General features: G+C 70.4%; 26 protein-coding genes and 1 pseudogene. 20 read left to right on the top strand and 7 right to left on the bottom strand.

The genetic code is table 11. The features are described 5' to 3' along the window. The 9 genes and pseudogenes from ACYVL2_RS16045 to ACYVL2_RS16005 form a co-directional block, all read left to right on the top strand. A pseudogene (locus ACYVL2_RS16045) lies at positions 1–205 on the top strand (single-stranded DNA-binding protein); the annotation flags it as partial. A gap of 79 nt (positions 206–284) precedes the next feature. Then, entirely contained in the window at positions 285–680 is a 396-nt protein-coding gene (locus ACYVL2_RS16040) for a YbaB/EbfC family nucleoid-associated protein (protein ID WP_460545126.1), read from the top strand. 3 nt (positions 681–683) lie between these two features. Further along, a complete protein-coding gene (locus tag ACYVL2_RS16035; protein WP_460545123.1) occupies positions 684–1,010 on the top strand; it encodes a type VII secretion target in 327 nt (108 codons plus the stop codon). Further along, positions 1,010–2,125: a WXG100 family type VII secretion target gene (locus ACYVL2_RS16030; RefSeq protein ID WP_460545121.1), complete on the top strand. Its 1,116-nt coding sequence runs from the start codon at positions 1,010–1,012 to the stop codon at positions 2,123–2,125. The genes ACYVL2_RS16035 and ACYVL2_RS16030 overlap by 1 nt, the downstream gene beginning before the upstream one ends. Positions 2,126–2,130: 5 nt before the next feature. Beyond that, positions 2,131–2,298, top strand: a complete 168-nt coding sequence (locus ACYVL2_RS16025) for a hypothetical protein (RefSeq protein ID WP_460545119.1) — start codon at positions 2,131–2,133, stop codon at positions 2,296–2,298. 20 nt (positions 2,299–2,318) lie between these two features. Continuing rightward, entirely contained in the window at positions 2,319–2,843 is a 525-nt protein-coding gene (locus ACYVL2_RS16020; protein ID WP_460545117.1) for a hypothetical protein, read from the top strand. 105 nt (positions 2,844–2,948) lie between these two features. Next, the gene (locus ACYVL2_RS16015) at positions 2,949–3,251 is read left to right on the top strand and encodes a YbaB/EbfC family nucleoid-associated protein (RefSeq protein ID WP_460545130.1); all 303 of its coding nucleotides are present in this window, start codon (positions 2,949–2,951) and stop codon (positions 3,249–3,251) included. Beyond that, on the top strand, positions 3,248–3,652 hold the full coding sequence (locus tag ACYVL2_RS16010; protein ID WP_460545115.1) for a YbaB/EbfC family nucleoid-associated protein: 405 nt from the start codon (positions 3,248–3,250) through the stop codon (positions 3,650–3,652). Before ACYVL2_RS16015 ends, ACYVL2_RS16010 begins: the two co-directional genes overlap by 4 nt. A 39-nt stretch (positions 3,653–3,691) precedes the next feature. Continuing rightward, entirely contained in the window at positions 3,692–4,561 is an 870-nt protein-coding gene (locus ACYVL2_RS16005; RefSeq protein ID WP_460545113.1) for a hypothetical protein, read from the top strand. Here the strand turns inward: ACYVL2_RS16005 and ACYVL2_RS16000 are convergent. Next, positions 4,558–5,550, bottom strand: a complete 993-nt coding sequence (locus ACYVL2_RS16000; protein WP_460545111.1) for a Gfo/Idh/MocA family protein — start codon at positions 5,548–5,550, stop codon at positions 4,558–4,560. The two genes, ACYVL2_RS16005 and ACYVL2_RS16000, sit on opposite strands and share 4 nt — an antisense overlap. Positions 5,551–5,732: 182 nt before the next feature. Here ACYVL2_RS16000 and ACYVL2_RS15995 point away from each other — a divergent pair, with 182 nt between their 5' ends. Next, complete coding sequence (locus ACYVL2_RS15995; protein ID WP_460545109.1) at positions 5,733–6,332, top strand: copper resistance CopC family protein; 600 nt, start codon at positions 5,733–5,735, stop codon at positions 6,330–6,332. Here ACYVL2_RS15995 and ACYVL2_RS15990 read toward each other — a convergent pair. From ACYVL2_RS15990 to moaC, 4 genes are read right to left on the bottom strand one after another with little or no spacing between them, the layout of a single operon-like run. Then, entirely contained in the window at positions 6,319–6,732 is a 414-nt protein-coding gene (locus ACYVL2_RS15990) for a molybdenum cofactor biosynthesis protein MoaE (protein ID WP_460545107.1), read from the bottom strand. The genes ACYVL2_RS15995 and ACYVL2_RS15990 overlap by 14 nt on opposite strands. Beyond that, the gene (locus tag ACYVL2_RS15985; protein WP_460545105.1) at positions 6,729–7,913 is read right to left on the bottom strand and encodes a molybdopterin molybdotransferase MoeA; all 1,185 of its coding nucleotides are present in this window, start codon (positions 7,911–7,913) and stop codon (positions 6,729–6,731) included. The genes ACYVL2_RS15990 and ACYVL2_RS15985 overlap by 4 nt, the downstream gene beginning before the upstream one ends. Continuing rightward, positions 7,913–8,401, bottom strand: coding sequence for a MogA/MoaB family molybdenum cofactor biosynthesis protein (locus ACYVL2_RS15980; protein ID WP_460545128.1), 489 nt, complete (start codon positions 8,399–8,401; stop codon positions 7,913–7,915). The genes ACYVL2_RS15985 and ACYVL2_RS15980 overlap by 1 nt, the downstream gene beginning before the upstream one ends. Then, entirely contained in the window at positions 8,398–8,865 is a 468-nt protein-coding gene (gene moaC / locus ACYVL2_RS15975; RefSeq protein ID WP_460545103.1) for a cyclic pyranopterin monophosphate synthase, read from the bottom strand. The genes ACYVL2_RS15980 and moaC overlap by 4 nt, the downstream gene beginning before the upstream one ends. Before the next feature lie 52 nt (positions 8,866–8,917). Between moaC and ACYVL2_RS15970 the strand changes: the two genes are divergently transcribed. The 5 genes from ACYVL2_RS15970 (at position 8,918) to ACYVL2_RS15950 (ending at position 12,440) form a co-directional block, all read left to right on the top strand. Continuing rightward, entirely contained in the window at positions 8,918–9,289 is a 372-nt protein-coding gene (locus ACYVL2_RS15970; protein ID WP_460545101.1) for a hypothetical protein, read from the top strand. Then, the gene (locus ACYVL2_RS15965; protein ID WP_460545099.1) at positions 9,276–9,680 is read left to right on the top strand and encodes a hypothetical protein; all 405 of its coding nucleotides are present in this window, start codon (positions 9,276–9,278) and stop codon (positions 9,678–9,680) included. The genes ACYVL2_RS15970 and ACYVL2_RS15965 overlap by 14 nt, the downstream gene beginning before the upstream one ends. A 71-nt stretch (positions 9,681–9,751) precedes the next feature. After that, positions 9,752–11,014 carry a sensor histidine kinase gene (locus tag ACYVL2_RS15960; protein WP_460545097.1) on the top strand — a complete coding sequence of 421 codons (1,263 nt, stop codon included), beginning with the start codon at positions 9,752–9,754 and terminating at the stop codon, positions 11,012–11,014. After that, complete coding sequence (locus ACYVL2_RS15955) at positions 11,002–11,661, top strand: response regulator transcription factor (RefSeq protein WP_460545095.1); 660 nt, start codon at positions 11,002–11,004, stop codon at positions 11,659–11,661. Before ACYVL2_RS15960 ends, ACYVL2_RS15955 begins: the two co-directional genes overlap by 13 nt. Next, entirely contained in the window at positions 11,658–12,440 is a 783-nt protein-coding gene (locus ACYVL2_RS15950; protein ID WP_460545093.1) for a DUF4097 family beta strand repeat-containing protein, read from the top strand. The genes ACYVL2_RS15955 and ACYVL2_RS15950 overlap by 4 nt, the downstream gene beginning before the upstream one ends. A 34-nt stretch (positions 12,441–12,474) precedes the next feature. Here ACYVL2_RS15950 and ACYVL2_RS15945 read toward each other — a convergent pair whose 3' ends face one another. Next, positions 12,475–13,101, bottom strand: coding sequence for a hypothetical protein (locus ACYVL2_RS15945; RefSeq protein WP_460545091.1), 627 nt, complete (start codon positions 13,099–13,101; stop codon positions 12,475–12,477). A gap of 131 nt (positions 13,102–13,232) precedes the next feature. Between ACYVL2_RS15945 and ACYVL2_RS15940 the strand changes: the two genes are divergently transcribed. Further along, the gene (locus ACYVL2_RS15940) at positions 13,233–13,493 is read left to right on the top strand and encodes a helix-turn-helix domain-containing protein (RefSeq protein WP_460545089.1); all 261 of its coding nucleotides are present in this window, start codon (positions 13,233–13,235) and stop codon (positions 13,491–13,493) included. A 131-nt stretch (positions 13,494–13,624) separates the two neighbouring features. On the opposite strand, the gene ACYVL2_RS15935 is transcribed toward ACYVL2_RS15940, so the two are convergent. Further along, a complete protein-coding gene (locus ACYVL2_RS15935) occupies positions 13,625–16,003 on the bottom strand; it encodes an FtsK/SpoIIIE domain-containing protein (RefSeq protein ID WP_460545087.1) in 2,379 nt (792 codons plus the stop codon). Between the two features lie 202 nt (positions 16,004–16,205). On the opposite strand from ACYVL2_RS15935, the gene ACYVL2_RS15930 reads away from it, so the two are divergent. The 4 genes from ACYVL2_RS15930 (at position 16,206) to ACYVL2_RS15915 (ending at position 24,977) form a co-directional block, all read left to right on the top strand. Then, a complete protein-coding gene (locus ACYVL2_RS15930) occupies positions 16,206–16,874 on the top strand; it encodes a hypothetical protein (protein WP_460545085.1) in 669 nt (222 codons plus the stop codon). Positions 16,875–16,994: 120 nt separating this feature from the next. Continuing rightward, positions 16,995–19,064, top strand: coding sequence for a flotillin family protein (locus ACYVL2_RS15925; RefSeq protein WP_460545083.1), 2,070 nt, complete (start codon positions 16,995–16,997; stop codon positions 19,062–19,064). Between the two features lie 95 nt (positions 19,065–19,159). Then, positions 19,160–24,037, top strand: a complete 4,878-nt coding sequence (locus ACYVL2_RS15920; protein ID WP_460545081.1) for a DNA repair ATPase — start codon at positions 19,160–19,162, stop codon at positions 24,035–24,037. Between the two features lie 256 nt (positions 24,038–24,293). After that, the gene (locus ACYVL2_RS15915) at positions 24,294–24,977 is read left to right on the top strand and encodes a BRCT domain-containing protein (protein ID WP_460545079.1); all 684 of its coding nucleotides are present in this window, start codon (positions 24,294–24,296) and stop codon (positions 24,975–24,977) included. The last annotated feature ends 42 nt before the right edge of the window (positions 24,978–25,019 follow it).

Below are 25,019 nucleotides of genomic sequence, written 5' to 3'. Positions count from 1 at the left end.
CGCGGGTGCGGGCGCGGGCGGCGGTGACCGCGGTGCCGGAGGCGCCGGCGGCGGCCGTGGCGGTCCCATGGGCGGCATGATGGGCGGCGGCGCGGGCCGCGGCATGGGCGGCGCCGGTGAAGACGGCGACGGCAAGGACACGTGGCTCGTCGAAGAAGACGATGTCTGGGGCATCGGCAACGAAGACGAAGACCCGTACGCGTAGACCAAACCCTGGCCGGAGCCGACGCCATGTGACCGTCGGCTTCGGCCTCCGGCATTGCAATCGAAGGCAGGAAGTCGACATGCCACCTAGTGACGGCAGAGGCGAATCACCGTCCGCGTTCAATGACCCCGAGGGGTACATGCGGCAGTTCGAAGAACGCATGGCCGCCATCCGAGGCAAGGCGGAGCAGACCCAGCAGCTCATGGCCGAGACATCGGTGCGAGTCGAATCCGAGGACCGCGAGGTCGCGGTCACCGTCAACGTCGGCGGCGCGCTCACGGACATCGAGTTCAGCCCGGCCGCGAAGCACCTTTCGGGCCAAGGACTCGCCGCTCTGGTCATGGAGACCTACCGGGAGGCCGCGGCCGAGGCCTCCCGACGATCGGTCGAAGTGATGTCGGGCCTGCTCGGCGACGATTCCGAGGCCATGAGCGTCATCCGTCAGACCGTCAACCGCTACGCCCCGGAGGACTAGACCGTGAGCGATGGATTCGGTGCCGATCCAGAGGAGATCCGGGACCACGCGAGCGCTTTGCGCTCCAACGTCTTTCCCAAGATAGAAAACGCCGCCACCGCGGCGCGTGAAGTCGGCCTCGGCGGCAGTGAGGCCTACGGCTACCTGATGTCGCCTTTCATCAACGCGATCTACGACGTCTTCGTCGACGACGCCGGGGCCGCGATCGAGGACACCGCCGCGCTCGCCGAAGCCGTCGGCCTGTCCCTCGACGGTATCGCCATGTGTTACGAGGACGTGGACACCGAGATCAGCGACATGCTCCAGAAGATCGCGGAGGAGATCGAGTAATGAGCGACCTCATCGCGGAGAACTCCGGACCCGGCGCCACCACCGGCGCTCGGTTCGTCGACAGCCTCAACGCCGTCCGCACCGATATGGGCGTGGCCACCGACCAGGAGTTCAACGGCACGGCCCTGGCCATCGACGGCGTGGTCGCCGGCCTCGACATCCTCGCGCTCGCGGCCAACCCGTTCAAAGAGTTCATCATGGCGGGGCTCGGATGGATCATCGAGCACGTCGACTGGCTTCGCGAACCGCTCGACGCCCTGGCCGGCGACCCCGGCGAGATCACGGCGCTCTCCCAGACCTGGTCGAACATCTCCGGCGAGCTGCTGAACGCGGCCGACGCACTGGCCACCGAGGTCGCCGGGACCGCCGGTTGGGAGGGCGATGCCGCCGACGCCTACCGGGAAGTCAACGCGGCCTTCAGCGGAGCCGTCTCGGGGGCCGCGGGGGCCGCGCAGACCACCTCCAACTGGATCGCCGGCGTCGGCATCGTCGTCGGGACGATCCGAGCGATCGTGCTCGAACTGATCTGCGACTTCGTCGCTCGAGGGATCATGTGGCTGCTCTCGGCGCTGGCGAGCGCGGCGTTCACCTTCGGGGCGTCGGTTCCGGCGGCCGTCAGCGGCGTCGTGCTCGACGCCGTGTCGACGATGATGAGTGTGGCGAACAAGATCAAAAAAGCCTTCGACAAGGTCGCCGACCTGCTCCAGAGTCTCGGCAAGATCCACAAGGGTTTCGCGACGCTCGGTGAGAAGGTCAGGGGCCTGGGCGACAGCCTCGTCCAGAAGATGGGCGAGGGGCTGACGAGCGCGTCCCGCAGCGCGGTAACGACTCACATCGACAATGTCACGAAGTTCTCGGACTACACCTGGGCGAACCGGACGAGCTCGAGCATCGGCGGCCACCATGCCGCGAACAACGCGCACGGATGGGCCGCGGACCAGTGGAGGAACGGGCTGGGATGGGGAGGCGACGGTGCCGGCACCGTCGCGTCGACCACGCGAGGCGCGGCCGATCTGGCCAGTGGTCTTACGGCGACCGGCGTGCGCGGCGGGCTCGGCAGCACCAAGGGCGCCGTCGACTCCACTGATCCGGACGACCGCGAGGAAGAGGAGTGACCGAAATGGAATCGACCACGTTGTGGGAGATTCCGGGCTGGGGGCTCGTGTTCGCCGCCTGGGCGGTGGTCGCCGCTGCCGGAGTCGGCTTGTGCGCGGTCACGGCCCTCGTCGCGTGGAGCGGGCGCCGAAAGCGGCGCAAGGTTGAGGACGCGGCAGGGGGACGGCGGTGATGGCAGGGTGGATGCCGCCGGTGCTCGCCGCCGTGATGGTGCTCGGCATCGCCGTCATCGTGGTGGTTTCGCTGCTCGCCATGAGCTTCATCGCCGACGCCGTGAATCCGAGCCCGCCGGAGTCGGAATCCGAGCGTGGCGAGCGGCGTGTCAGTGCGGAAGTGGACTGGCACCGGCTCAACGAGTCGGTGGACAGCGCGATGGCCCGGACCGGCAGGGACCACGTCGACAGCAGTGGCGCCTCGTCGAAGGCGTTCGTGATCACGTACGCGGTGTTCCTGTTCGCGGCCGCTTGGGGATCGGTCCGGTCCCATGCCGTGGATCCGGGGGAGGGGTTCCCGCTGTCGCAGGCGCTGTTTCCGATGTGGGCGCCGGTGGTGGTCGCCTTGATCGCCGGTCTCGCGGCGGGGAGGGCGTACCGGCGCCGGTATTGGCTGTGGCCTGAGTCGAAGCGGCGTGAAGTCGAGCGCAGGCGTCTGGAGAAGCGGGACCGCGACCTCCAGGACCGGCTCCGGGCGATTCGGCGGTCGCACCGGTCGGCCTGACGCGGAGAGGATGGCGAAGAGTGTTCGCATCATGCTTATAGCATCGACCCCGTGGCGCGGCAGCCCGATGGCCGCGCATGGGGAGGAGGAAGTGCGTTGGCCCAGATGGACGGCAACGAGATGCAGGGCAAGGCCCAAGAGCTGCAGCGGCTCGCCATGGAGGTCGAGGCCGAGGCGGTGAGCGAGAACTCGGCGGTGCGGGTCCTGGCCGGCCCCGGCGGCCGCGTCAAGGAGCTCGATCTGCGGCCCAACGCGTTCCAGATGAGCGGCCTCGAGCTCGGCGAGATGATCGCCGAGACGGTCCGGGCCGCCGGCAAGCAGGTCGAGGCCGAGATGAACACGGCCGTGAACCGGATTCTCGGCCCGCAGTTCGTCGGGCTCGCCGACGACGAGGGAGGCCCTCGATGAGCGACCGGAGCGAGCGGCCGAGCCCGCAGGAGATGCTCGCCCGCCTGGAGCGGATGGAGCGCGAGGCCCAGGAGACCCTCCGCAAATACGAGGACATGCGCACCGAGATGGGCGCCGACGCCGTGGAGGTGCACTCCGAGGACGGCCTGGTCCGCGTCAAACTCGACGCCGACGGCCGCGTCGACGAGATCGGCATCGACGAGCACGCCATGCGGCAGCGGCAGTCGCTGGCGCCGACGATCATGGCCCTCATCGACGAAGCGACCGCCACGCACGGCCTGAAGATGGCCGAGATGGCCCAGGCGCTGGTCGGCGACAAGATCGACGTCATGGGCCTGATGAACCAGCACATGCCCGAGCACCTGCGCGATCGCGCCCGGAACAACCTCGGCCGGGACTGAGCGCCCGGCATCGTTGTGCGGGCTCGGTAGATTGCCTACATGGGAATGAAGGACCGTCTGGGCCGTGTCGCCCAGAAAGCCAAGGACGTCGGCGAGCAGGTCAAGTCCGAGGCCGCCGGCGCCAGGGACGATGCCAAGTCCGCCGCGCGGGCCCGCATCGACTCGGCCGTCGGCGCGGTCACCGGCAAAGCCGACGCCGCTCGGAACCGCGCCACCTCGCTGCGCGCCGGCTTCGACGACCTGGACCTGGAGACCCTGCTCGAGCGCCTCCCCGTGCCAGAGCCCCCGGTGTCGAGCCCGTGGCGCCTCAGCCTGAGCACCGTCATCACCGCCGGCGAGGACCCGCCGAAGGGCGCCGGGTTGCTGCTGCGGCAGCTCGACCGCCTGGGGGCCATCGACATCGGCCCCGAAGAGGTCGGCTTCGACGAGGCGACCGCGAAGTGGCCCAAGGTGCGGGCGATCCGCACCCGCACCCTCGACGGGATGATCGAGAAGCTCTCCTCGGAGTCGATCGTCGACACCGTGTCGAACTTCCTGCCGCCGGTACCCGGGCGCGCCTGGGCCTGCGAGAAGGCCTCCTCCGTGCTCTTCACGCTCTGGGCGCTGGCCGCCGAGCTCGCGATCGAGGACCCCGAAGCCGGGCGCCGGCAGTTCGTCTGCGAGATCGAGTACCAGGGCTGGGTCCGCACCAAGGAGGCTCAGCTCGGCTTCTTCACCGGTCCGTGCATGGCGTTGGCGCCGGCGGTCGACGATCTGTTCCGTGCCGAGGCGGCCGCCCGCGGCATCGCCGTCGAGGAGGCCCCTTCGTCAGCGGGCCGGACCGCCGAGCAGCGCGCGGCGTGGCTGCGCGAGAAGCAGCGGGCGATCTTGGCCCGGCGTGAGCGGACGCGCGACCAGATCGAAGCCTAAAGGGGTCGGGTCTCGCCGGGGTAGTGCAGGCCGATCTGTTTGCGGGCCTCGTCGAGGATCTCCATGACCTCGATGGTGCTCGACGGCGGCACGAGCGTCGACTCCAGGCGTCCTTGGCGCAGCGCCCGGTGGACTTCGAGCGCTTCGTGGACGTACCCGTGCCCGACGAAGGGCGCCTCGAACTCGCGCGGCGACTCGCCGTACCGGTTGACGGTGTACCCGCTCGGCCGGTGCAGCAGCCCGTGGAGTTCGATGCGGCCCTCGGTCCCCGAGATCGTGGCCGTGTTGGCCGCTCCCCCGATGAAGGACGACGACAATTGGGCGATCGCCCGGGGGTACCGCAGTGTCAGCCCCATGTACTCGTCGACCCCTTCGGGCGACATGATCGCCTCGGCATGGATCGAATCGGGAACGCCGAGCACGATATGCGCCAGCGTGATCGGGTAGATGCCCAGGTCCAGCAGTGAGCCGCCGGCCAGTTCGGGGTTGCGCAGCCGGTGCTCGGGCGGGAAGTGGCCGTGGAGCGCGAAGTTGGCGTGCACGGCGATGACGTCGCCGATCATGCCCTCCTGGATCGCGCGCCGCATCTCCCGGATCGCCGGGTTGCAGCGGGTCCACATGGCCTCCATGAGGAACCGCTGGTGCTCCCGAGCGACGTTGAACATGGTCTTGGCCTGGCTCGCGTTGTAGGCGAACGCCTTCTCGCACAGGACGTGCTTGCCGGCCTCGAGCAGTTGGATCGTCGGGATGTAGTGGTGGGAGTGCGGGGTCGCGACGTAGACGATGTCCACATCATCGTCGCGGGCAAGGGCCTGGACGGAGTCCCAGGCATGGGGGATATCGTACTTCTCGGCAAAAGCAGCGGCTCGCTCGGCCGAGCGCGAGGCAACGGCGGTGACTTGGCAGTCGTCGAGCAGGGCAAGATCTTCTACATAGGTCGATGCAATGTTGCCGGTCGCCAGGATTCCCCATCGGATCGGTTCAACCATGGACGTAAGCACACCACAACTTCGGGCGATCGTCAACACGAGAGGCACGAGGGGCAATTCGTGCAGACCGGGCCATATTGATGACCCTTCGTGTGCAAATGGTGATCGAACGGCTGTGACCTGCGACGGTGTGTGATCCTTCGCGCGTCAGAGAAGTATTGCAATTGTGGCACGATGGCGCAATGTCGCTAGGTTCTGTCAAAGACACCCTCAAAATGCTCGCGGCCGCGGCGTGCGGGGCGGTCATGGCGCTCTCGTTCGCCTCCGCGGCCTCGGCGCACGCCGCCCTGGTCAGCACCGATCCCGAAGACGGCGCGGCCCTGGACACCGCGCCCGAGTCGTTCTCGGCCACCTTCTCGGAAATCCTCGACGGGCCCTCGACCGAGATCGCCGTCACCGGTCCCGGCGGCGAGGCCGTCGAGGTCGACGAGCCGTCCTTCGACGGCGACACCTTCACTCAGCCGATGCGTTACACCGCCCCCGGCCGGTACACGGTCGCCTTCCGCGTCATCTCGGAAGACGGCCACCGCGTCGACGGCTCGGTGGCCTTCACCGTGGAGGAGATCCCGGCCGAGCTGTACGCCGAAGGCTTCGGCGGCACCGAGGAACCGACGGAGGAGACCACGGCCGGCGCCGAGCCGACCGAGACCGCCGCCGAGGAGGAGCCCAACACCGGCGCGGCGCTGGCCACGATCCTGCTGGCCTTCCTCGTCATCGTCCTCGGCGGTGTCCTGCTGGTCAAACTCCTCGGCCGCAACCGGTCCGACGCTACGGACAGTTGACCCACTCGTCGCCGCCGTCGGTGAAGAACTGGTGCTTCCAGATCGGCAGCCGCGACTTCACCTCGTCGACCAGGTCGGCGCAGGCCTCGAACGCCTCGCGGCGGTGCTCGGCCGAGACGGCCGCGACCAAGGCGGCGTCGCCGATGGCCAGATCACCGATCCGGTGCGAGACGGCGACGGCGTGGACGCCCGGCCGGGCGGCGATCTCCTCGGCGATCTCGCGGAGGATCGACTCGGCCGAGGGATGCCCCTCGTAGGCGAGGGCCTTGACGCCCCTGCCGTGGTCGTGGTCGCGGACGTTCCCCGAGAAGGCCACCACCGCGCCGGTGGCATCGAGCGAGACGGCCCGTTCGTGTTCGGCGGCGTCCAGGCCGCTCCCGCTGATCTGCGCGCGGATCATGCCCCCACCCCCGGGACCGGCACGAGCGGCACGCTGTCCCCGGCCTTGGCTTCGGCCCCAGCGGGGATCACGGCGAAACCGGCGGCCGTGGCCAGCCCGCGCAGCATCGCCGAGCCGTGGTGGGCGAGCCGGTTGCCGACGCGGTCGACCAGCGCCAGGTGCGTGCAGTCGCCGCGCCCCGGCACGTCCTCGGCGAGGGTGATCCGGCCGGTCTCGGGCAGCGGCAACCCCCGCAGGCCCGCCAGGAGCGGGACGACGAGGGTCGCCACCGCGATCACCGCGGACTGCGGGTTGCCGGGGAGGCCCGCGATGAAGCGGCCTTCTTTCGTGCGCGCCAGCAGCATCGGGAAACCGGGCCGCACGGCCACGGTGTTGACGAGGTAAGTGGCGCCCAGCTGGGCCAGCGCGGCGTGCAGGTGGTCGACCGGGCCGACCATCGTGCCGCCGGTGGTGCAGGTGAGGTCGGCGTCGGCGGTGGCGGTGCGCAACGCGTGGACGTGGTCTTCGAGCGTGTCGGCCACCGGCCCCGAACCGTCGTAGGTGTCGTCGGGGTGGGAGCCGGCCGCGCTGAGCATCTCGGGGATCATCGGCCCGAGGGAGTCGCGCACCCGCCCGTCGCGGGAGACGCCGCTGCTCAGCAGCTCGTCGCCGAAGACGACCATGCGGGTGACCGGGCGGGGGTGGGCCGGGAGTTCGGAGTGGCCGGCGGCGGCGGCGAGGCCGATGACCGGCGGCGTGATCGGCGTCCCGGCCGGCAGCAGCTCTTCGCCCGCGACGGCCTCTTCGCCGGTCCGGCGCCATTCGCGGTTCGCCGGACCGTCCACGTAGTCATCGTCGGCGACGTCGGCGTGCTCGAGCCTGATGATGCCTTCGCATCCTTCGGGAACCTGCGCTCCGGTGGCGATCTTGACCGCCTCCCCGGATGCCAGCGGCCCTGGCACGGATCCGGCCAGCACGGAGGCGCCGATGCGCCATGGACCCGGTCCGGCCACGGCCCAGCCGTCGACGGCCGAGGTCGGGAACGCGGGCAGGTCGGAGGCGGCCGTGAGCGGTGCGGCCAGCGCCGACCCGGCGGCCTCGCCGAACGTGAGCTCGGCGGCGTCGCCGCGGGCCTCGTATCCGGCCCGCCAGGCGGTCTCGCGGGCTTCGGCCCAGTCGCTGGGCTTGTCGGCGGCCGACATCAGCGGCTCCTCTCGTGGTCGCCGTCGTGCAGCTGGGACACCGCGTGCTCGATCAGCGCGGGCGTCAGTACGGTCAAGGCGTCCTTGGCGGCGCCGGTCGATCCGGCGAGGTTGACGATGAGCGTCTTGCCGCCGACCCCGCAGATGCCGCGGGAGAGCGCGGCGTGCGGGGTCTTCGCCAGTCCGGCGGCTCGGATGGCCTCGGCGATGCCGGGGACTTCGAAGTCGACGACTCGGTGCGTCATCTCGGGGGTGAGGTCCTGGGAGGTCAGTCCGGTGCCGCCGGAGGTGACGACCAGGTCGACTCCATCGGCGACCGCGGCGCGCAGCGCGGCCTCGACCGGGTCGCCGTCGGGCACCACGACCAGCCGGTCGACTTCGATGCCCGAGGACCGCAGCCCTTCGGTCAGCAGCGGACCGGAGGTGTCCTCGTAGACGCCGGTCGCCGCCCGGTTCGAGGCGACCACCACTCGCGCACGCAGCTTCATCGCCGCCATGTGCCGGTCTTCCCCCCGAGTTTCTCCTCGACTTGGACATCGGTGATCCGTGCGGCCGGGTCGACCGCCTTGACCATGTCCACCAACGTAAGCCCGGCCACCGACACTGCGGTGAGCGCTTCCATCTCGACGCCGGTCCGGTCTGCGGTCTTGACGCGGGCGGTGATGTCCACGCCGTCGTCGGTGACCTCCAGGTCGACCTTCACGCCGCTGATGGCGATCGGGTGGCACAGCGGCACCAGGTCGGGGGTCTTCTTGGCGGCCATGATCCCGGCGATCCGGGCCGTGGCGAGCGCGTCGCCTTTGGCCAGCGTGTTCTCCCGCAGCGCGGTCACCACTTCGGGAGTGGTGCGCAGCCGCCCGGTCGCCAGGGCGACGCGGGCCGAGATGTCCTTCTCCGAGACGTCGACCATGCGGGCGGCCCCGGAGGCGTCGACGTGCGTGAGGTCAGCCATGCCCAGAAGTCTAGCCGCGACCCCCGATCGCGACTGGTCTAGCGTTTGATGCGTGATCGAATGGCTCTACCTCGCGACGCAGGCCGCCGCGCTGGCGATCGCCGCGTGGTTCTTCGTCGACACGGCCCGTTCCAAGCGGGTCGGGTCCGCCAACCTCGTCGGCGTCGGCGTCCTCGAGGTGCTGCTGCTGGCCCAGCTCGTCGCCGCGATCGCGCTGGTGCCCGGCGCGGCCGGCGATGGCAAGGCGCTGTTCTTCTCCTACCTGGTGACCACGATCCTGGTGCCGATCGCGGCCGTGCTGTGGGGCGCGATCGACCGCAGCCGCTGGGGCATCGGCACCGTGGCCGCCTCATGCCTCGTCGTCGCCGCGCTGATGCTGCGGCTCCACCAGATTTGGGAGTTCCAGATCGATGTCGTCGTCTGAGGTCGCGCCGGAGCGGCGGGCGCTGGCCGCCGGGTTCGGCCGCTTGATCGTGCTGGTCTACGTCGTCTTCGCCGTCTCAGCCGGGGCCAGGGCGCTCTTTCAGATCGCGGTGAAGTTCGAGCGGGCGCCGGTGAGTTTCTCATTGAGCGCGATCGCCGCGCTGATCTACTTGGTCGCCGCGATCGCGATCGTTCGCGGCGCGCCGCGCGCGGCTTTGACGGCGGTCGGCATCGAGTTGGCCGGTGTGGTGGGGGTCGGCGCGCTCAGTCTCGCGGTCCCGGAGTGGTTCCCCGAGGCGTCGGTGTGGTCGCACTTCGGTTCGGGCTACGGCTACGTCCCGCTGGTCCTGCCGGTCGTGGGGCTGGTCTACCTGCTGCGACGCCGGGAGTAGAGAAAACCTCACCATGGAGTCGGAGGGCAGCGGCAATGCCCCCGGGCTCGGCCGACCATATTGTTCAGGGCATGGAAAACACTCCCCGGTCCGCCCGCCGGCGCGGCGCTCTGCTCGCCGTGGTGCGGGCGCTGTGGGCGCCGCAGACCTGGCGGTCACTCGTTCACCTGGTGACCGGCGCGGTCGTCGGCGTCGTCGGCGGGCTGTCGATCCTGCTGCTGGCGATCCTCATCGTCGCCGGGATCCCCACCGTGGTGATCGCTTTGGCCGGCTGCGGCATCCTGGCCGCGGTCAGTTCGACGCTCACCGCGCTGCAGCGCGACCGCCACTCGGTCTTCCTCGGCATCAGGTGGCCGGCGAGCACGGCGCCGCAGCCGCCGACGTTCACGCCCAAGGCGCTCGGGCAGTACCTGCGCAGCGGCCGGACCTGGCGTCAGCTGGCCTATCACCTCATCGCCGGGGTCTTCGGCTTCTGGGCCTGCGCCGCCGCGGTGTGGGCCTGGGCGCTGGGGCTGGCCATGACCGCCGCGCCGCTGTACTGGTCCACCACCGGACCGGCCCTGCCGTGGAGGCTCGCGGCGATGACCGGCATCGGTATCGCCCTGCTGCTGGCGGCGGCCTGGGCGACCAGGGGCCTGGCCGCGCTCGACGGGGCGCTGGCGTGGCGGCTGCTGGGGACCACCCGCAGCGAGGAGCTCGCGCTGCGGGTCAGCGACCTGGCCGCCAGCCGTAACTCCACAGTAGATGCCGCCGACGCCGAGCGGCGGCGCATCGAACGGGACCTGCACGACGGCGCGCAGCAGCGCCTGACCTCCCTGGCCATGAACCTCGGCATCGCCCGGGCCACGCTCACCGACCTGCCCGAATCCGGCGCCCGCGCCATCGAGTCGGCGCACGAGGAGTCCAAGCAGGTCCTGGAGGAGCTGCGGCACCTCGTCCGCGGCCTGCACCCGGCGGTGCTCGAGGACCGCGGGCTCGACGCGGCGCTGTCGGCCGTGGCGGCCCGATCCCCGGTGCCGGTGCGGCTCGAGGTCGACATGGACCGCCGGGTGGGCCGGGAGGTGGAGGCCGTGGCCTACTTCGTCGTCTCCGAAGCCTTGACCAATGTGGCCCGACATGCCGATGCCGAACACGCGACCGTGGAGGTCTCGCTGGACGGTGACCGGCTGCGGGTGCGAATCACCGACGACGGGACCGGCGGCGCCGACCCCGACAGCGGCACCGGACTGCGCGGCCTGGCCGACCGGGTCCGGTCGGTCGACGGGACCTTCCGCCTCACCAGCCCCCCAGGCGGACCCACCACCATAGAAGCGGAGCTGCCATGCGCGTCGTGATCGCCGAAGACTCGGTCCTGCTGCGGGAGGGACTCGCCCGCCTCATGGAAGTCGGCGGCATCGAGGTCATCGACACCGTCGGCGACGCCGAGCAACTGCTCCGCTCGGTCGAACGCGACCTACCCGACCTCGTGGTCGCCGACGTGCGGATGCCGCCCGACCAGAGCGACGAGGGCGTGCGCGCCGCGCTGGTGCTGCGCCGCCGCCACCCCGACCTGGCGGTTCTCATGCTCTCCCAGTACGTCGAGGAGCGCTACGCCGTCGACCTGCTCACCGGCCAGATGCGCGGCATCGGGTACCTCCTCAAGGACCGGGTCGCCGACGTCGAGGAATTCCTCGACTCCCTTCGCCGGGTCGCCGCCGGAGGCACCGCGCTCGACCCCGAAGTGGTCTCGCAGCTGCTGGTCCGCCGCACCGGCGACGAACTGGACCGCCTCACACCCCGCGAGCGCGAGGTGCTGTCGCACATGGCCGAGGGCCGCTCCAACGGCGGCATCGCCGAGGTCCTCTTCCTCAGCGAAGGCGCCGTCAGCAAGCACATCAACTCGATCTTCGCGAAACTCGGGCTCGCGCCAACCGACAGCGGCAACCGCCGCGTGCTCGCCATCCTCAAATTCCTGCAAGGCAACGGTAAGGACAGGTCGTGACCGATACGAGAACCGATACCCCGGCCCCCGGGCCCGGCGCGCCGACCCGCAGGGTCTGGTGGATCGTCGGCGGCACCTTCACCGCGCTGGTGCTGGTCGCGGTGCTGGCCGCGACCGGCGTCTGGGTGTGGGCGAGCGCGACGCCGGCCGAGAGCGACGACTACGACAAGACCTACACCCGAGCGGTCGCCAACGTCGCCGTCGACTTGGAGGTCGGCGCGGTCAACCTCGCCGCCTCGGCCGACGACGCCTTCGAGGTGCGCCGGGAGTCGACCTGGCGCGGCAAGGAGCCCTCGGTCAGCGAGGAGTGGACCGACGCCGACTCCTGGGAGGCCGAGTCCGACTGCGGCGAGCGGTGGCTGCACATCCGCGGAGGCCGGTGCGAGGTCGAGTACTGGCTGAACGTGCCGGCCGGCACCGGCGCCGACATCACCACCTCGGTCGCCGACGTCACGGTCGACGGTCTCGACGGCGACCTTCGCCTGGAGTCCAGTGTCGGCCGGATCGACGCCGAACGCCTGCGCACCACCAGCACGGTCGTCACCAGCAGCACCGGCGACGTCCACCTCGCCTTCGACCGAGTCCTCGGCGACATCACCGTCGACGCCAACGTCGGCGACGTCGTCATCGTCGTTCCCGACGACGGCACCACCTATGACGTGCGGTTCGACTCCGGCGTCGGCGAATCCGACATCACGATCGCCACCGACTTCGGCGGCGCCGACTACCTGATCGATGTGAGCAGCGGCGTCGGCGACCTCGAAGTGAGATACGGCTGATCCGAACGCCGAGCGGCTCCCGACCGGGAGCCGCTCAGCTGAAGAATCCGAGGCAGGAGACCGCCAGCGTCGAGCCGCACAGCGCCAGACCGAGGCGGAAGTTGCGTTCGAGCTTCTCCTCCTGGTCGCCGATGCGCGGGCGCGAGGTGACGCCGATGGTGAGCCAGCCGGCCGCGAACGCCGCCAGCGGGCACGCGACGATGATCGCGGCCAGCACGACCGCACCGGTCAGATCGTCGGCCTTCACCACCCGCAGCACGATGAGCTGGACCAGCAGCGAGGCCAGAGCGAACATCCCGTAGAGCAGGCCGTTGCGCTCGTCGGTCCGCCAGTGCGGCAGCCACGGCGCCCGGTGGGCCAGGTACCGGGCCTCCTCGAATTCGGTCGCGGCCGCTCGCAGGTCGGCCTCGGCGGCGTTGACCTCGACGGCGGGGTCGCCGTCGAGGTCGCCGGCGCGGGTGCGCGGCGGGATCGGCACGCGGGCGGCGCGGGCGAGCTCGTCGACGGCTTCGCGCTGTTCGGCGGCCTGCGCGGTGAGGCGGCCTGCACGCTCGCCGAGGGACTCGACGCGGGAGGCGCTGCGGGAGGCGGCCTCGTCGAAGCCCCGGCGGACCTCGTCGAGGCGTCGCAGCTGGGCGAGGTAGTCGTCGAAGGCGCTCACCGGATTCCTCCGAGGAGGCCCTGTCCTTTAGGGCGGGGAGGGATCGGGGGCGATTGGCTGCTCGCGGTCGGACGGAGTAGGACTGGGATCCCAGAAGCAGACGGCTGGTGCGATATCGGTATAATCTTCGTGTGCATCTCAGGTACTCCTACCGTGTCTATCCGACGCGTCCGCAGCGGCAGGCGCTGGCGCGGACGTTCGGGTGTGTGCGTGTGGTGTACAACGACGCGGTCGCGGCGTGGAAGGCCGCGCACCGGCAGGGCCTGGACGGGCTGAAGGTCCGGCACTGGGCGTGCGGGTGCGGCGCGGTGCACGACCGGGACGCGAACGCCGAGATCAACATCAGACGCGAAGGTCGGCGTCTGGTGGCCGCCGGGCAGGCGGACACCTGAAACGCTTGTGGAGCGCGGGTCAGGCTCGCATAGCGCGAGCACCGCGTGTTGAAGCAAGAACCCTCCCGTAGCGTCGTCGTTCTCAGCGGCGGCCAAGCCGGGAATCCCCGCCATGAAAGACGGGGAGGATGTCAAGCGTGCTCCTCTCTGGTGAACGGCACGATCAGGCGCCCCGAACCGGTGTCCTGGTGGCGGTCGATCAGCAGCGCGCGCCCGTGTCTGGGCTGCCAGTGCTGGAACTGCTGCCCGAAGTGGCCGACCAGTTCGCCGCCGGGCAGGTTGAGGATGAGCGAGCAGGCCACGTCCTCGCGGCCGGCGCTGCCGCCGATGTCGTCGAGGAAGCGCCGGTAGGTCCGCCACCACGCCAGGAGGTGGACGCCGCGGGCCGGGCCGGTGCGCAGCAGGTCCCGCAGGGCGTTCTGGCCGGCGCGGTCGAGCGCGGCGGCGTCGAGGCCCCAGGCGAGGACGAACGTGTCGTCGGGGACGGCGGCGAGTTCGGCCGCGAACTCCTCCGGCGCGATCCGGCGGGAGATGTCGCGGACCTTCGCGGTCCCGGTGAAGTCCACAGTCCACATTCCTTGCCCGGTCGGGGCCTGGTGGGCCAGGCTCTCGGCTGCGGCCTCGAGGACCTCGCCGCCGGCGGTGTCGGAGCCGAGGACCGCCAGGTGGCGGCCCGGCCGCCGGTCCAGGTCGATCCCGGCCGCCTCGAGCCGCAGCGAGACCTCGCGGCCCAGCAGCACGTGCCCTGGTCGGCGCTCGCCGGGCAGGGTCCCGGTGAAGTGCACCGGCCGGTAGCCGTAGAAGACGCGCGGCGCGCCGAAGTCGGCGTGCGCGGCGCGCAGCTGCTCGCGCAGCCGCAGCATGACCTCGGCGTCGGTGTCGGGGAAGCGCGCCACCCGCTCGGCGCCGGCGGCGCCGCCCTCGGTGTTGAGCACGACCTGGCCCAGGGAGATGCGCGAGGCCGCCTCGTTGCCGGGGTCGAGGATCGACTTCGCGCCCGGCAGCGCCACCCGCATCGGGAACTGCCCGAAGATCGAGTCCTTCTTGGCCCACAGCGCTTCGATGCCCGAGATCGTCTGGCTGGCCAGCACCAGGTGGACGCCGTAGGAGCGGCCCTTCCTGGCCAGGTTCTCCAGCAGCGCCACCGCCTCGGAGGCGACCTTGTCGTTGCCGGCCAGCAGCACCTGGAACTCGTCGGCCACGCACACGATCCTCGGATACGACTCGTGCCGCCGCAGCGCCGCGAACGAGGCCACACCGTGCTGTTTCATCACCGTCGAGCGCTTGGTCAACTCCTCGCTCAGACTCCGCAGCACCGCCAGCCCGTACTCGCGGTCGGACTCGACGCCGACGGCGCGGGCGTGCGGGATGAACGTGTCGTCGCGAGCGGTCGGGATGAACTCGGTGAACGACACGCCCTCCTTGAAGTCCAGCAGGAACAGCGCCAGATCCGAGGGCGCGTACCGGGAGGCCAGCCCGTAGAGCACGTCGAGGAGGAACACCGTCTTGCCGCCGCCGGTGCGGCCGCCGACCAGCCAGTGCGGGGTCGCGTCGTCGAACCGCAGCCGCACCTCGCCGGCCGCGTCCCGCCCGATCAGCACCTCCAGGCCGGCGGCGGGATCCTCGCTCAGCGGGACGTCGGGGATGAGGTCGTCGAAGGTCAGCGTCGCCGCCTGGCGCGCCCGCTCGGCCAGCCGCGCGGCCTCGCCGGCCAGGAACGAGGCGTCGGCGCTCTCGGGCCAGGCCACCGGCACCGCGAGACGCTCGGCGCGGGAGACCGGCGCGGCCGGAGGGTTCGCGACCTCGACGTGGTCGTCGACCTGGTGCAGCACCGTCGCCTGCGGCAGCTCCGGGATGCCGGCGCCCAGTACGGTCACCCCGTGCGCCAGACCCGAGCGGGCCAGCGCGTACACCCGCTCGACCAGGCTGGTCGGGGCGGCGCCGAGCGAGGCGATCGCCAGCAGCAGCCGGTCGGTGCGGTGCCCGGCGATGCTCTCGGAGATCTGGGTCTCGGCATCGGCCACGACCTGGGACGCGGCGCGCGCGTCGGTCGCCACGGTCTCGATCACGCCGGCGTCGGCGAGCGGCCGCAGCGGCGCGAACGTCGCGCCCAAGGTGGCCACGTCGATGCCGACGACCCGCACCTTGCCCGGATCGCGGTGCGCGAGAGTGTGGAGGATCGCTCCCCTGACCAGGGACGCGACTCCGTCGACGCGGGCGTCGACGTTGGTGGCCAGGTGCCCGCGCTCGCCGAACGGCACCAGCAGCGGGAACCGGCGTCCCTCGTGGAGAACCACCGAACCGGCTTGGAGCAGTTCGGGATCGCTTCGCAGTCTCGCCGCCGAAGCGCTTGCGGCGTCGGATATCTGACGTTCGGCGTCGAGCAGTGCGGGGTCGACCGGGGTCTGGGAGGCCGTGGCCCCCAGATGCCGTCGGGCGGCGGCGAGCCGCTCCGAGGCGATGTCGCAGCCGGCGGCCGCGCTGGCCAGCACGGAGCGGAAACCGGGCACCGGACCTCCTCTGGGATCGCCCTGGCGGGCGCGGCCTGTTCAACCGGTCACAGGATAGTCGACTTCGCGCAACCTACCGGCAAGTGCCCGCGTGCATTAACCTAGACGCAGACCCGAATCCGGCTGACCCCGGACAGTGCCGCCCGCCTGCCGTACACCGTTCTCGCCCGCGCCCGCGCGAACGGAAGACAAGGATCGACCGATGAGTGAGTTCCTGGATATAGCCCTATCCTTTCCGCCGATCGTGTTCACGTTCGGCCTCATCGTCGTGGTCGTGTACTGGATAACCGTCATCGTCGGTGCGCTCGACGTGGACATCGTCGACTTCGGGACCGACTCGGACGCCGAGGTCGAGGCCGGCGGCTCGTTCTGGTCGGCGTTCGGGTTCGGCGCGGTGCCGTTCACTGTGGTGCTGTCGCTGTGGATCACCCTGGGCTGGATCGTCACCGTGCTCGGCACCACTTGGGTCATCAGCGCCGACGATGTGTTCGTGCCTTCGGCCGCCTCGGGCATCGCGACCCTGGTCGCCGCGATCGGCGTCGGCATGCTCGGCGCCAAGCTGCTGTCCAAGCCGTTGTCGAAGATCTTCGCGGACGCCCCGGCGACGGGCCACCGGGACCTCATCGGCAAGGTCTGCATCGTCCGCACCGGCACCGTCACCACCGATTCGGGCCAGGCGGAGCTGACCGAGGACGACGGCACGGTGCACCTGATCAACGTCCGCCGCTCGCCCCACGAGCCCCCCGGCATCGACGACGGCCTGTTCGTCCGCCACTCCAAGCTGGTGATCTTCGACTACGACGAGGACGACAAGGTCTTCCTGGTCGTCCCGGTGGCCGTGCCTCCCGACGTCCATATCCGGGAGTCGTAGGAACCTCGCTCGACCGGCCCGGCGTGCGCCGGAGTCGGCGTACCCCGCGGCTTGCGCCTGCTCAGTAAGGTGAGCTCACGCCCTCATCACACCTCCCCCCGAGTCTCTTAAGGAAACGCCATGGACTCTTCCAGTTCGGCGACGCTGATGACCGCGCTGGTGGTCGGCGCGCTCATCTTCGTGGGCCTGCTGCTCATGATCATCCGGCTGTACCGGAAGGTCGCCCCGGGCCAGGCCCTGGTCGTCACCAAGCTGCGCGCCCGCAAGGTCTCGTTCACCTCCGCGCTGGTCCTGCCGATCATCCACAAGGCCGAGTACATGGACATCTCGGTCAAGACGATCGAGATCAACCGCGCCGGCAAGGACGGCCTGATCTGCCAGGACAACATCCGCGCCGACATCTCGATCACGTTCTTCGTGAGGGTCAACGCCACCGCCGACGACGTCCGCAACGTCGCCAACTCGATCGGCACCAAGCGCGCCTCCGACCAGGACACGCTCCAGGAGCTGTTCAACGCCAAGTTCTCCGAGGCGCTCAAGACCGTCGGCAAGCAGCTCGAGTTCACCGACCTGTACACCAACCGCGACGAGTTCCGCGACCGGATCATCCACGTCATCGGCACCGACCTGAACGGTTACAGCCTCGAGGACGCGGCGATCGACTACCTCGAGCAGACGCCGATGTCGTCGCTCGACCCGCAGAACATCCTGGACGCCCAGGGCATCCGCAAGATCACCGAGCTGACCGCCCGCGAGGCGATCACCACCAACGAGCACCGGCGCCACGAAGAGAAGGAGATCAAGCGCCAGGACGTCGACGCCCGCGAGACCGTGCTCGAGCTGGAGCGCCGCCAGGAGGAGGCCGAGATCCGCCAGCAGCGCGAGATCGAGACCCTCCGCGCCCGCGAGGCCGCCGAGGTCGCCAAGGTCCAGTCGGAGGAGCGCCTCAAGTCCGAGACCGCGCGCATCCGCACCGAGGAGGCGACCGGCATCCAGCACGAGAACCGGCTGCGTGAGATCGCCGTCGCCGAGAAGAACCGCGAGCGGGTCATCGCCGTCGAGACCGAGCGGATCGAGAAGGACCGCATCCTCGAAGTCGTCGCCCGCGAACGCGAAGAGGAACTGGCGCGCATCGCCGCGAACAAGGAGCTCGAGGCCGAGAAGCGCGAGATCGCCGACGTCGTCCGCGAGCGGATCGCGGTAGAGAAGACCGTGGCCGAGCAGGAAGAGGGCATCAAGCGCCTGCGCGCGACCGAGGAGGCCGAGCGCGAGCGCCAGAAGACCATCATCCTCGCCGAAGCCGAGGCGCAGGAGAACCTGGTCAAGGACATCAAGGCCGCCGAGGCCGCCGAGGTCGCGGCCAAGCACCTGGCCCGCCAGCGCCTCACCGAGGCCGAGGCCGCGCAGCAGGCCGCCGAGCTGGAGGCGCGCGCGAACATCCGGCAGGCCGAGGGCCGGCAGGCGCTCGCGGCCGCCGACGGCTTGGCCGAGGTGCAGGTCCGCGAGGCCGAGGCCGACGCGATCGAGAAGGGCGGTCTGGCCGAGGCCAAGGCCGCCGAGGCCAGGGGCATGGCCGAGGCGCAGGCGGCCGAGGCGATCGGCAAGGCCCAGGCCTCGGCCCGCACCGCCAAGGGCAAGGCCGAGGCGGACGCGCTGCGTGAGAAGCTGCTGAGCGAGTCGGCCGGTCTCACCGAGAAGGCCGTCGCGATGGACGCCTTCTCGGCGGCGTCGAAGGCGCACGAGGAGTACCGGCTGCGGCTGGAGATGGAGAAGGAGCTGCGCGGTATGGAGATCGAGGCGCGCCGCTCCATCGCCGAGCAGCAGGCCGGCGTCATCTCGGCGGGCCTGTCGAACGCCGACATCTCGCTGGTCGGCGGCGACACCCAGTTCTTCGACCGGGTGGTCGGCGCGATCGGCTACGGCAAGGCCGTCGACGGGTTCATGGAGCACTCCGACGTGGCCTCGAGCCTGGCGGCGTCGTGGACGAACGGGAACTCCTCGTTCGCCGAGGACCTCAAGAGCGTGCTGGCCACAGTGGGCACCGAGGACGTCAAGAACCTGACCGTGTCGGCGGCGCTGGCCAAGCTCATGCAGAGCGGCGGCGACCACGACATGCTCGGCGGGCTGCTCGCCAAGGCCAAGGAGCTCGGCGTGGCCGACCGCCCGGCCGTCGAGATGACCGCCAAGTAGTACCGCCTCCCGCCGACCGGATCGCATATCCTATGGGAAATAGGATATGCGATCCGGTCGTGAAGCCGTCTTCCGTTCGCTCCCTGGGGAAAGTCATGGCCGACCAGACCACCGCCGAGGCCGGCACGCTCGATGCCGGCACCTACGAAGTCCTTTCCAAACGCCTCGCCGACTTCGCCACGGAGCTGACCGCACGCGCCGAGTCGCTCAACGCCGCCCGCACCGATGCCTTCGGCGGCACCGAGTTGAGCCTGCTGGGCACCAGCCGCATCCGCACCGCCAACAACTGCGTGCCCCGCGACATGGTCCAGGTCGGCGGCCACCTGCTGTTCGGCTACAACGTCCACATGGGCCTCAAGTCCCAGACCGAGGTCGGCGACGTGTTCGCCCTCCACCGGTTCGAGCGCCAAGACGGCAAGTTCTCCTTCGCCGAAGTCGACACCGCCGGGCACCTGCTCGACGACCCGCGCTTCGTCGCCGACTTCACCGAGATGTACCGCTACTACCGCTCGACCGAGCTGCTCCAGGTCCGCCAGGTCGAGACCCGGCTGCTCGCCGTCTTCCGCATCGGCGAGAACCTCGCCGACCAGCGCGTCCTGCGCTGGCAGCTCAACCCCGACGGCTCGGCGACCTACATGGACCCGCGCGGCGAGTCCGACAACGTCTGGCCCGAGCCGCACGACTTCGAATGGACCGAGACCACCCGCGACCACCACGTCACCGGCCGCCACCCGCACGTGTCCATCGAAGACGAGATCTTCGTCGAATGCCTGAACGGCACCCTCACCGTCAAGGTCGAGGACAACACCGACACCGGCGAGGGCGTCTTCGCCGAACCGGTCGCCGAGCCCCTCCAGTCCCTGGCCGACGCCCAGATCGCCTATGCCCGCGTCGGACCGCTGATCCTGCTGAGGATCCTGCCGTACAACGAGCCGGCCCCCCGCCACCTTATCTACAACACCCGCACCGGCGACGTCCGGCGCGCCGACGCGATCGGCGCCGCCTGCCGGCGCCTGCCCGAAGACCACGGCATCATCTTCCCCGGCGGCTACTACCTCAACGAAGGCAGACTCAAGACCTTCGACCACGACACCGCCGACCTGCGCTTCAAGCGCGTCATTCGCTCCCCCAACGGCGAAGACGTCCTCTACGTCTTCTACCACGAGATCGAGGGCCGCTCGCTCCTGCTGCCCTACAACGTCATCCGCAAGGAAGTCGCGGCGCCGATGAGCGTCCACGGCTACTCGATCTTCGACGACGGCACCCTGGTCGCCTTCCGCTTCATCGGCGACGAGGCCACCCGCGTCCACCCCATGCAGGTCTGGGCCACCCCGTTCGTCTCCGAGGCCCACGCCGCCGCCACCGATTCCGGCGACACCCCCGTGCACCGCATCGGGAACGCCGAAGCCGTCCGCGCCGTCTCCGACGCGTTGTCGGTGGCGCGCATGGTCCGCGAGATGGAACCCGGCCAGGCCGTGTTCGAGGCGCTCATCGCCGCGGCCACCCGCTGCCTCGACGACTACCCGTGGCTCGGCGACGAAGGCCTCTTCGCCCTCGACCAGACCCTCCGGGCCGTCCGCGAGACCGCCGAGTCCGTCCTCGACGAGTACGCCACCGTCGCCGAACTCACCGCCGAGGCCGGCAAGGCCCTCAACGAAGCCGAGACCGACACCGTCAAGCTGCTGCGACGCGCCCGAGGCGAGGCCCCCAAGTCCGCCGAGGACTGGGTCGACCTGCTCACCGACCTGCGCGGCGCCCAAGGGCACTTGGTCACCCTGCGGGACGTCCGCTACATCGACACCGCCCGCATCGGCGAGCTCGAAGCCGAGCTGACCGAGAGCCTGGACGCCACCGGCCGCCGCGCCGTCGCCTTCCTCGAACGCGACGACGCCTTCGCGCCGTACTTCACCGAGGTCGAAGCGCTCGAGCGCAAGGCCGAACGCCTCGAGACCGTCGCCGAATCCCAGCCGCTCGTGGCCGACCTCGACGAGCGCCAGCACGGACTGGAGACCCTCACCGAGGTCGTCTCCACCCTCGAGATCGGCGACGCCACCGTCCGCACCGCGATCCTCGGGCGCGTCTCCGAGGTCCTGGCCGCGGTCAACCGCACCCGCGCCACCCTGGCCGCCCGCCGCCGCGAACTGTCCGTCGGCGAAGGCAGAGCCGAGTTCGCCGCCGAGTACGCCCTCCTCGGGCAGGCGGTCACCGCGGCGCTGGCGGCCGCGAACACGCCCGGCGAATGCGACGACCAGCTCGGCCGCCTGCTGCTGACCATCGAGAACCTCGAGACCCGCTTCGCCGACTTCGACGACTTCCTCGCCCAGTTGGCCGACAAGCGCACCGACGTCTACGAGGCGTTCTCCTCGCGCAAGCAGAACCTGCTCGACGAGGCCGCGCGCCGCGCCGAGCAGCTCGCCTCCTCGGCCGACCGCATCCTGGAGGCCGTCGCCCGCCGCACCGCCTCCCTGTCCTCACTCGACGAAGTCAACACGTACTTCGCGACCGACCCGATGGTCGAGCGCCTCCGCCGCGTCATCGGCGAGCTGCGCGATTTGGACGACACCGTCCGCGCAGAGGAGATCGAGGGCCGCATCCAGGCCGCCCGCTCGGAGGCCGGCAGGGCCCTGCAGGACCAGCTCGACCTGTTCGACGGCGACGCGATCCGCTTCGGCGAGCACCGCATCCCGGTCAACACCCAGCCGCTCGACTTGACGCTCGTGCCCTCGGGCGACCGTTTGGCGTTCTCGCTGACCGGCACCGACTACCGGCAACCGGTCGACGACGCGGACTTCGCCGACACCCGGCCCTATTGGAGCCAGTTCCTGCCCTCGGAGGACGAGCGGGTCTACCGCGCCGAGCACCTGGCCGCCTCGCTCCTGGCCGAACACGGTCCCGGTCGGCTCCTGGCCGAAGACCTCCCCCGCTTCGTGTCGACCGCCGCGGCCGAACGCTACGACGAAGGCTACGAGCGCGGCGTCCACGACGCCGACGCCGCCGCGATCCTCGCCGAGGTCCTGCGACTGCAGGCCGCCGCCGGGACGCTGCGCTACCCGGCCGCCGAACGCGCGGCCGCCCAGCTCTACTGGGGGCACGGGGCGCCGAAGGAACAGCAGGCCGCTTGGAGCGCGCAGGCCCGTTCCCTGCACCGGGTCAGGGAGACCTTCGGCCGCGCCGACGCCCTCGACCGGCTCGCCGCCGAAACCGCCGACCGCCTCGGCGCCTGGCTCGCCGACACCGGCGCGGCCCTCGAAGTCGATCCGACCGTGGCCGGGGAGTACCTGGTGGAGGAACTGGCCACCGCCGACGGCTTCGCCGCCTCGGCGCGCGCCCGCGACCTCGTCGCCGGCTTCGAACGCCACATCGGACCGGGAGCCAAGCAGGCCTTCGACGACGACCTGCGCGCCATCGAAAGCGACCTCGCCTCGCAGTGGGCGCTCGCCGAGGCCTGGGTCGAGTCGTACCTGCCTGTGGCCGAAAGCGACCGGTTCGACGCGGCAGATTTGCCCGAGGCCCTGGCACTGCTCCTGGCCGGAGTCGCCACCTACGACGTCACCGCCGAACTGACCGCCGAGGTCGCCGGGCTCCTGGGCACGCACCCGCGCATCGACGGCCGCACCCTTCCTGTGCGCCTCGACGAGTTCCTCGCGCGCACCGGCCGGTTCCGCCGCGAGACCGTGCCCGGCTACCGGGCCTACCAGCGCCGCCGCGCCGAGATCATCGACGCCCACAAACGGGAACTGCGCGTCGACGAGTTCAAGCCCAAGGTCATGTCCGGGTTCGTGCGCAACCAGCTCATCGACGAGGTGTACCTGCCGCTCATCGGCTCCAACCTCGCCAAGCAGATCGGCGCCGGTTCCGGCGACGCTCGACGGACCGACCAGTCGGGCATGCTCATGCTCATCTCGCCGCCCGGCTACGGCAAGACCACGCTCATGGAGTACGTCGCCGACCGGCTCGGCATGCTGCTGGTCAAGGTCAACGGGCCCGCGCTGGGCCACGAGACGGTCTCGGTCGACCCGGCCGACGCGCCGAACGCCACTGCCCGCCAAGAGGTCGAGAAGATCAACTTCGCGCTCGAATGCGGCGGCAACGTGCTGCTGTATCTCGACGACATCCAGCACACCAACCCCGAGTTGCTGCAGAAGTTCATCTCGCTGTGCGACGCCCAACGCAAGATGGAGGGCGTCTGGAACGGACGCACCCGCACCTACGACCTGCGGGGGAAGCGATTCGCGGTCTGCATGGCCGGCAACCCGTACACCGAGGCGGGGCAGAAGTTCCGCATCCCCGACATGCTCGCCAACCGAGCCGACGTGTGGAACCTCGGCGACGTCCTCTCGGGCCGCGACGAGGTCTTCGCCCAGTCCTACATCGAGAACGCGCTCACCTCGAACGCGGTCACCGCGCCGCTGGCCGGACGCGAGCGAGCCGACGTCCAGCTGCTCATCCGCCTGGCCGCCGACGACCCGACCGCGGGCCCGGACGACCTGCACCACCCGTACTCGGCCGGCGAGCTCGACCAGATCCTGTCGGTGCTGCGGAAACTGCTGCACCTCCAGAGGACGGTGCTGCGCAACAACCTCGCCTACATCGCCTCGGCGGCGATGGACGACGCCTCGCGCACGGAGCCGCCGTTCTTGCTGCAGGGCTCGTACCGGAACATGGGTCGGCTCGCCGAGCGGGTGGTGCCGGTGATGAACGACGAGGAGCTGGAAGCGGTCATCGACGACCACTACGCCGGTGAGGCGCAGACCCTCGCCTCGGGTGCGGAGGCGAACCTCCTCAAGCTCGCGGAACTGCGCGGACGGTTGACCGCGGAGCAGGCCGAACGCTGGGAGGCGGTCAAGGAGGCGTTCCGCCGCGAGCAGATGCTCGGCGGCGGCGACGACGATCCGATGTCGAGGGCCGTCGGCGCGATCATGCTGCTGTCCGACCGAGTGGGCGGCATAGAGGGAGCGCTGCGGGACCGGTGATGCCGACGCCGCACGAGCGGACGATCGGGATGGCCGGGGCGTCCGAAGCGGTTTCGTGTCGAGTGTGGTGAGTGCTTTCGGGTCGTCGCTCGGCTGCTTTCGATGCGATCGCAGTGTGCGACCGCATGGTTCCGGGGCGTCAAAGTTCTCCGCTGGACGTGATCGCTGGGAACGACCGGTAGGCTACCTTCAAGCGTGTGACACGAAAGCCCGTTGTGCCCCGTAGCCGCTGAACCATCGATTAAGGGAGGTCCCCGTGCCGACGAAGACGGGAGCGAAGATCCGGATTATCGTCCTGGGCACTGGCCCTGACGCCGACGAGGCCCGCAGCATCGCCGAGACGAACGACGATGTCTCGGTAGCCGCGAAGTTCACCAAGACGGTGACGCACTTGGTCATCGACGACACGGTGAAGCCCTCTGAGCCGCGCATCAAGAAGGCCGAGGAGAACGGCGTGCCCGTCCTCAAGCTGGCCGAGTTGAAGGAGCTGGTGGCCGGCGGCGACGCCGAGCCCGAAGCCGCGTCTGAGCCGGAGCCCGAGACCGAGCCGGCGGCCGAGGCCGCCGAGGAGCCCGAGCCTGTCGAAGCGCCGGCCGTTGAAGCCGAGCCGGAGGCAGCGCCCGAGCCCGTCGCCGAAGCCGAGCCCGAGCCGGAACCCGAGCCGGTCGCCGAGCCCGAGCCGGAACCCGAGCCGGTCGCCGAGGCCGAGCCCGAACCCGCGAAGGAGCCCGAGCCGGCCGCCGAGACCGAGAAGGAATCCGAGTCGGAGAAGACCGTCCCGGCCCAGGCCGAGGCGCCCAAGGTCGAGAAGGAACCCGAGATCGACGTGATCGAGGAGTCCGAGGAGGTCAAGGCCGAAGCCGGCTCCGAGACCTCGCCGAAGCCGGGCCTGGTCGCCAGGATCAAGTCGATCTTCAACCTGACCGGCGCCCGCAAATAGCGCCGACGCGATCCGAAGCGGCTGTTCGAACTCACGGTTCCG

It is taken from the genome of Glycomyces halotolerans, from assembly GCF_054779575.1.
This window is presented reverse-complemented; position numbering and strand designations above follow the sequence as displayed.

Coding starts and splice junctions, on each gene's coding strand:
- ACYVL2_RS16040 (WP_460545126.1), top strand. CDS start 285: ATGCCACCTAGTGACGGCAGAGGCGAATCACCGTCCGCGTTCAATGAC.
- ACYVL2_RS16030 (WP_460545121.1), top strand. CDS start 1,010: ATGAGCGACCTCATCGCGGAGAACTCCGGACCCGGCGCCACCACCGGC.
- ACYVL2_RS16025 (WP_460545119.1), top strand. CDS start 2,131: ATGGAATCGACCACGTTGTGGGAGATTCCGGGCTGGGGGCTCGTGTTC.
- ACYVL2_RS16015 (WP_460545130.1), top strand. CDS start 2,949: ATGGACGGCAACGAGATGCAGGGCAAGGCCCAAGAGCTGCAGCGGCTC.
- ACYVL2_RS16010 (WP_460545115.1), top strand. CDS start 3,248: ATGAGCGACCGGAGCGAGCGGCCGAGCCCGCAGGAGATGCTCGCCCGC.
- ACYVL2_RS16005 (WP_460545113.1), top strand. CDS start 3,692: ATGGGAATGAAGGACCGTCTGGGCCGTGTCGCCCAGAAAGCCAAGGAC.
- ACYVL2_RS16000 (WP_460545111.1), bottom strand. CDS start 5,550: ATGGTTGAACCGATCCGATGGGGAATCCTGGCGACCGGCAACATTGCA.
- ACYVL2_RS15995 (WP_460545109.1), top strand. CDS start 5,733: ATGTCGCTAGGTTCTGTCAAAGACACCCTCAAAATGCTCGCGGCCGCG.
- ACYVL2_RS15990 (WP_460545107.1), bottom strand. CDS start 6,732: ATGATCCGCGCGCAGATCAGCGGGAGCGGCCTGGACGCCGCCGAACAC.
- ACYVL2_RS15985 (WP_460545105.1), bottom strand. CDS start 7,913: ATGTCGGCCGCCGACAAGCCCAGCGACTGGGCCGAAGCCCGCGAGACC.
- ACYVL2_RS15980 (WP_460545128.1), bottom strand. CDS start 8,401: ATGAAGCTGCGTGCGCGAGTGGTGGTCGCCTCGAACCGGGCGGCGACC.
- moaC (WP_460545103.1), bottom strand. CDS start 8,865: ATGGCTGACCTCACGCACGTCGACGCCTCCGGGGCCGCCCGCATGGTC.
- ACYVL2_RS15965 (WP_460545099.1), top strand. CDS start 9,276: ATGTCGTCGTCTGAGGTCGCGCCGGAGCGGCGGGCGCTGGCCGCCGGG.
- ACYVL2_RS15960 (WP_460545097.1), top strand. CDS start 9,752: ATGGAAAACACTCCCCGGTCCGCCCGCCGGCGCGGCGCTCTGCTCGCC.
- ACYVL2_RS15955 (WP_460545095.1), top strand. CDS start 11,002: ATGCGCGTCGTGATCGCCGAAGACTCGGTCCTGCTGCGGGAGGGACTC.
- ACYVL2_RS15930 (WP_460545085.1), top strand. CDS start 16,206: ATGAGTGAGTTCCTGGATATAGCCCTATCCTTTCCGCCGATCGTGTTC.
- ACYVL2_RS15925 (WP_460545083.1), top strand. CDS start 16,995: ATGGACTCTTCCAGTTCGGCGACGCTGATGACCGCGCTGGTGGTCGGC.
- ACYVL2_RS15920 (WP_460545081.1), top strand. CDS start 19,160: ATGGCCGACCAGACCACCGCCGAGGCCGGCACGCTCGATGCCGGCACC.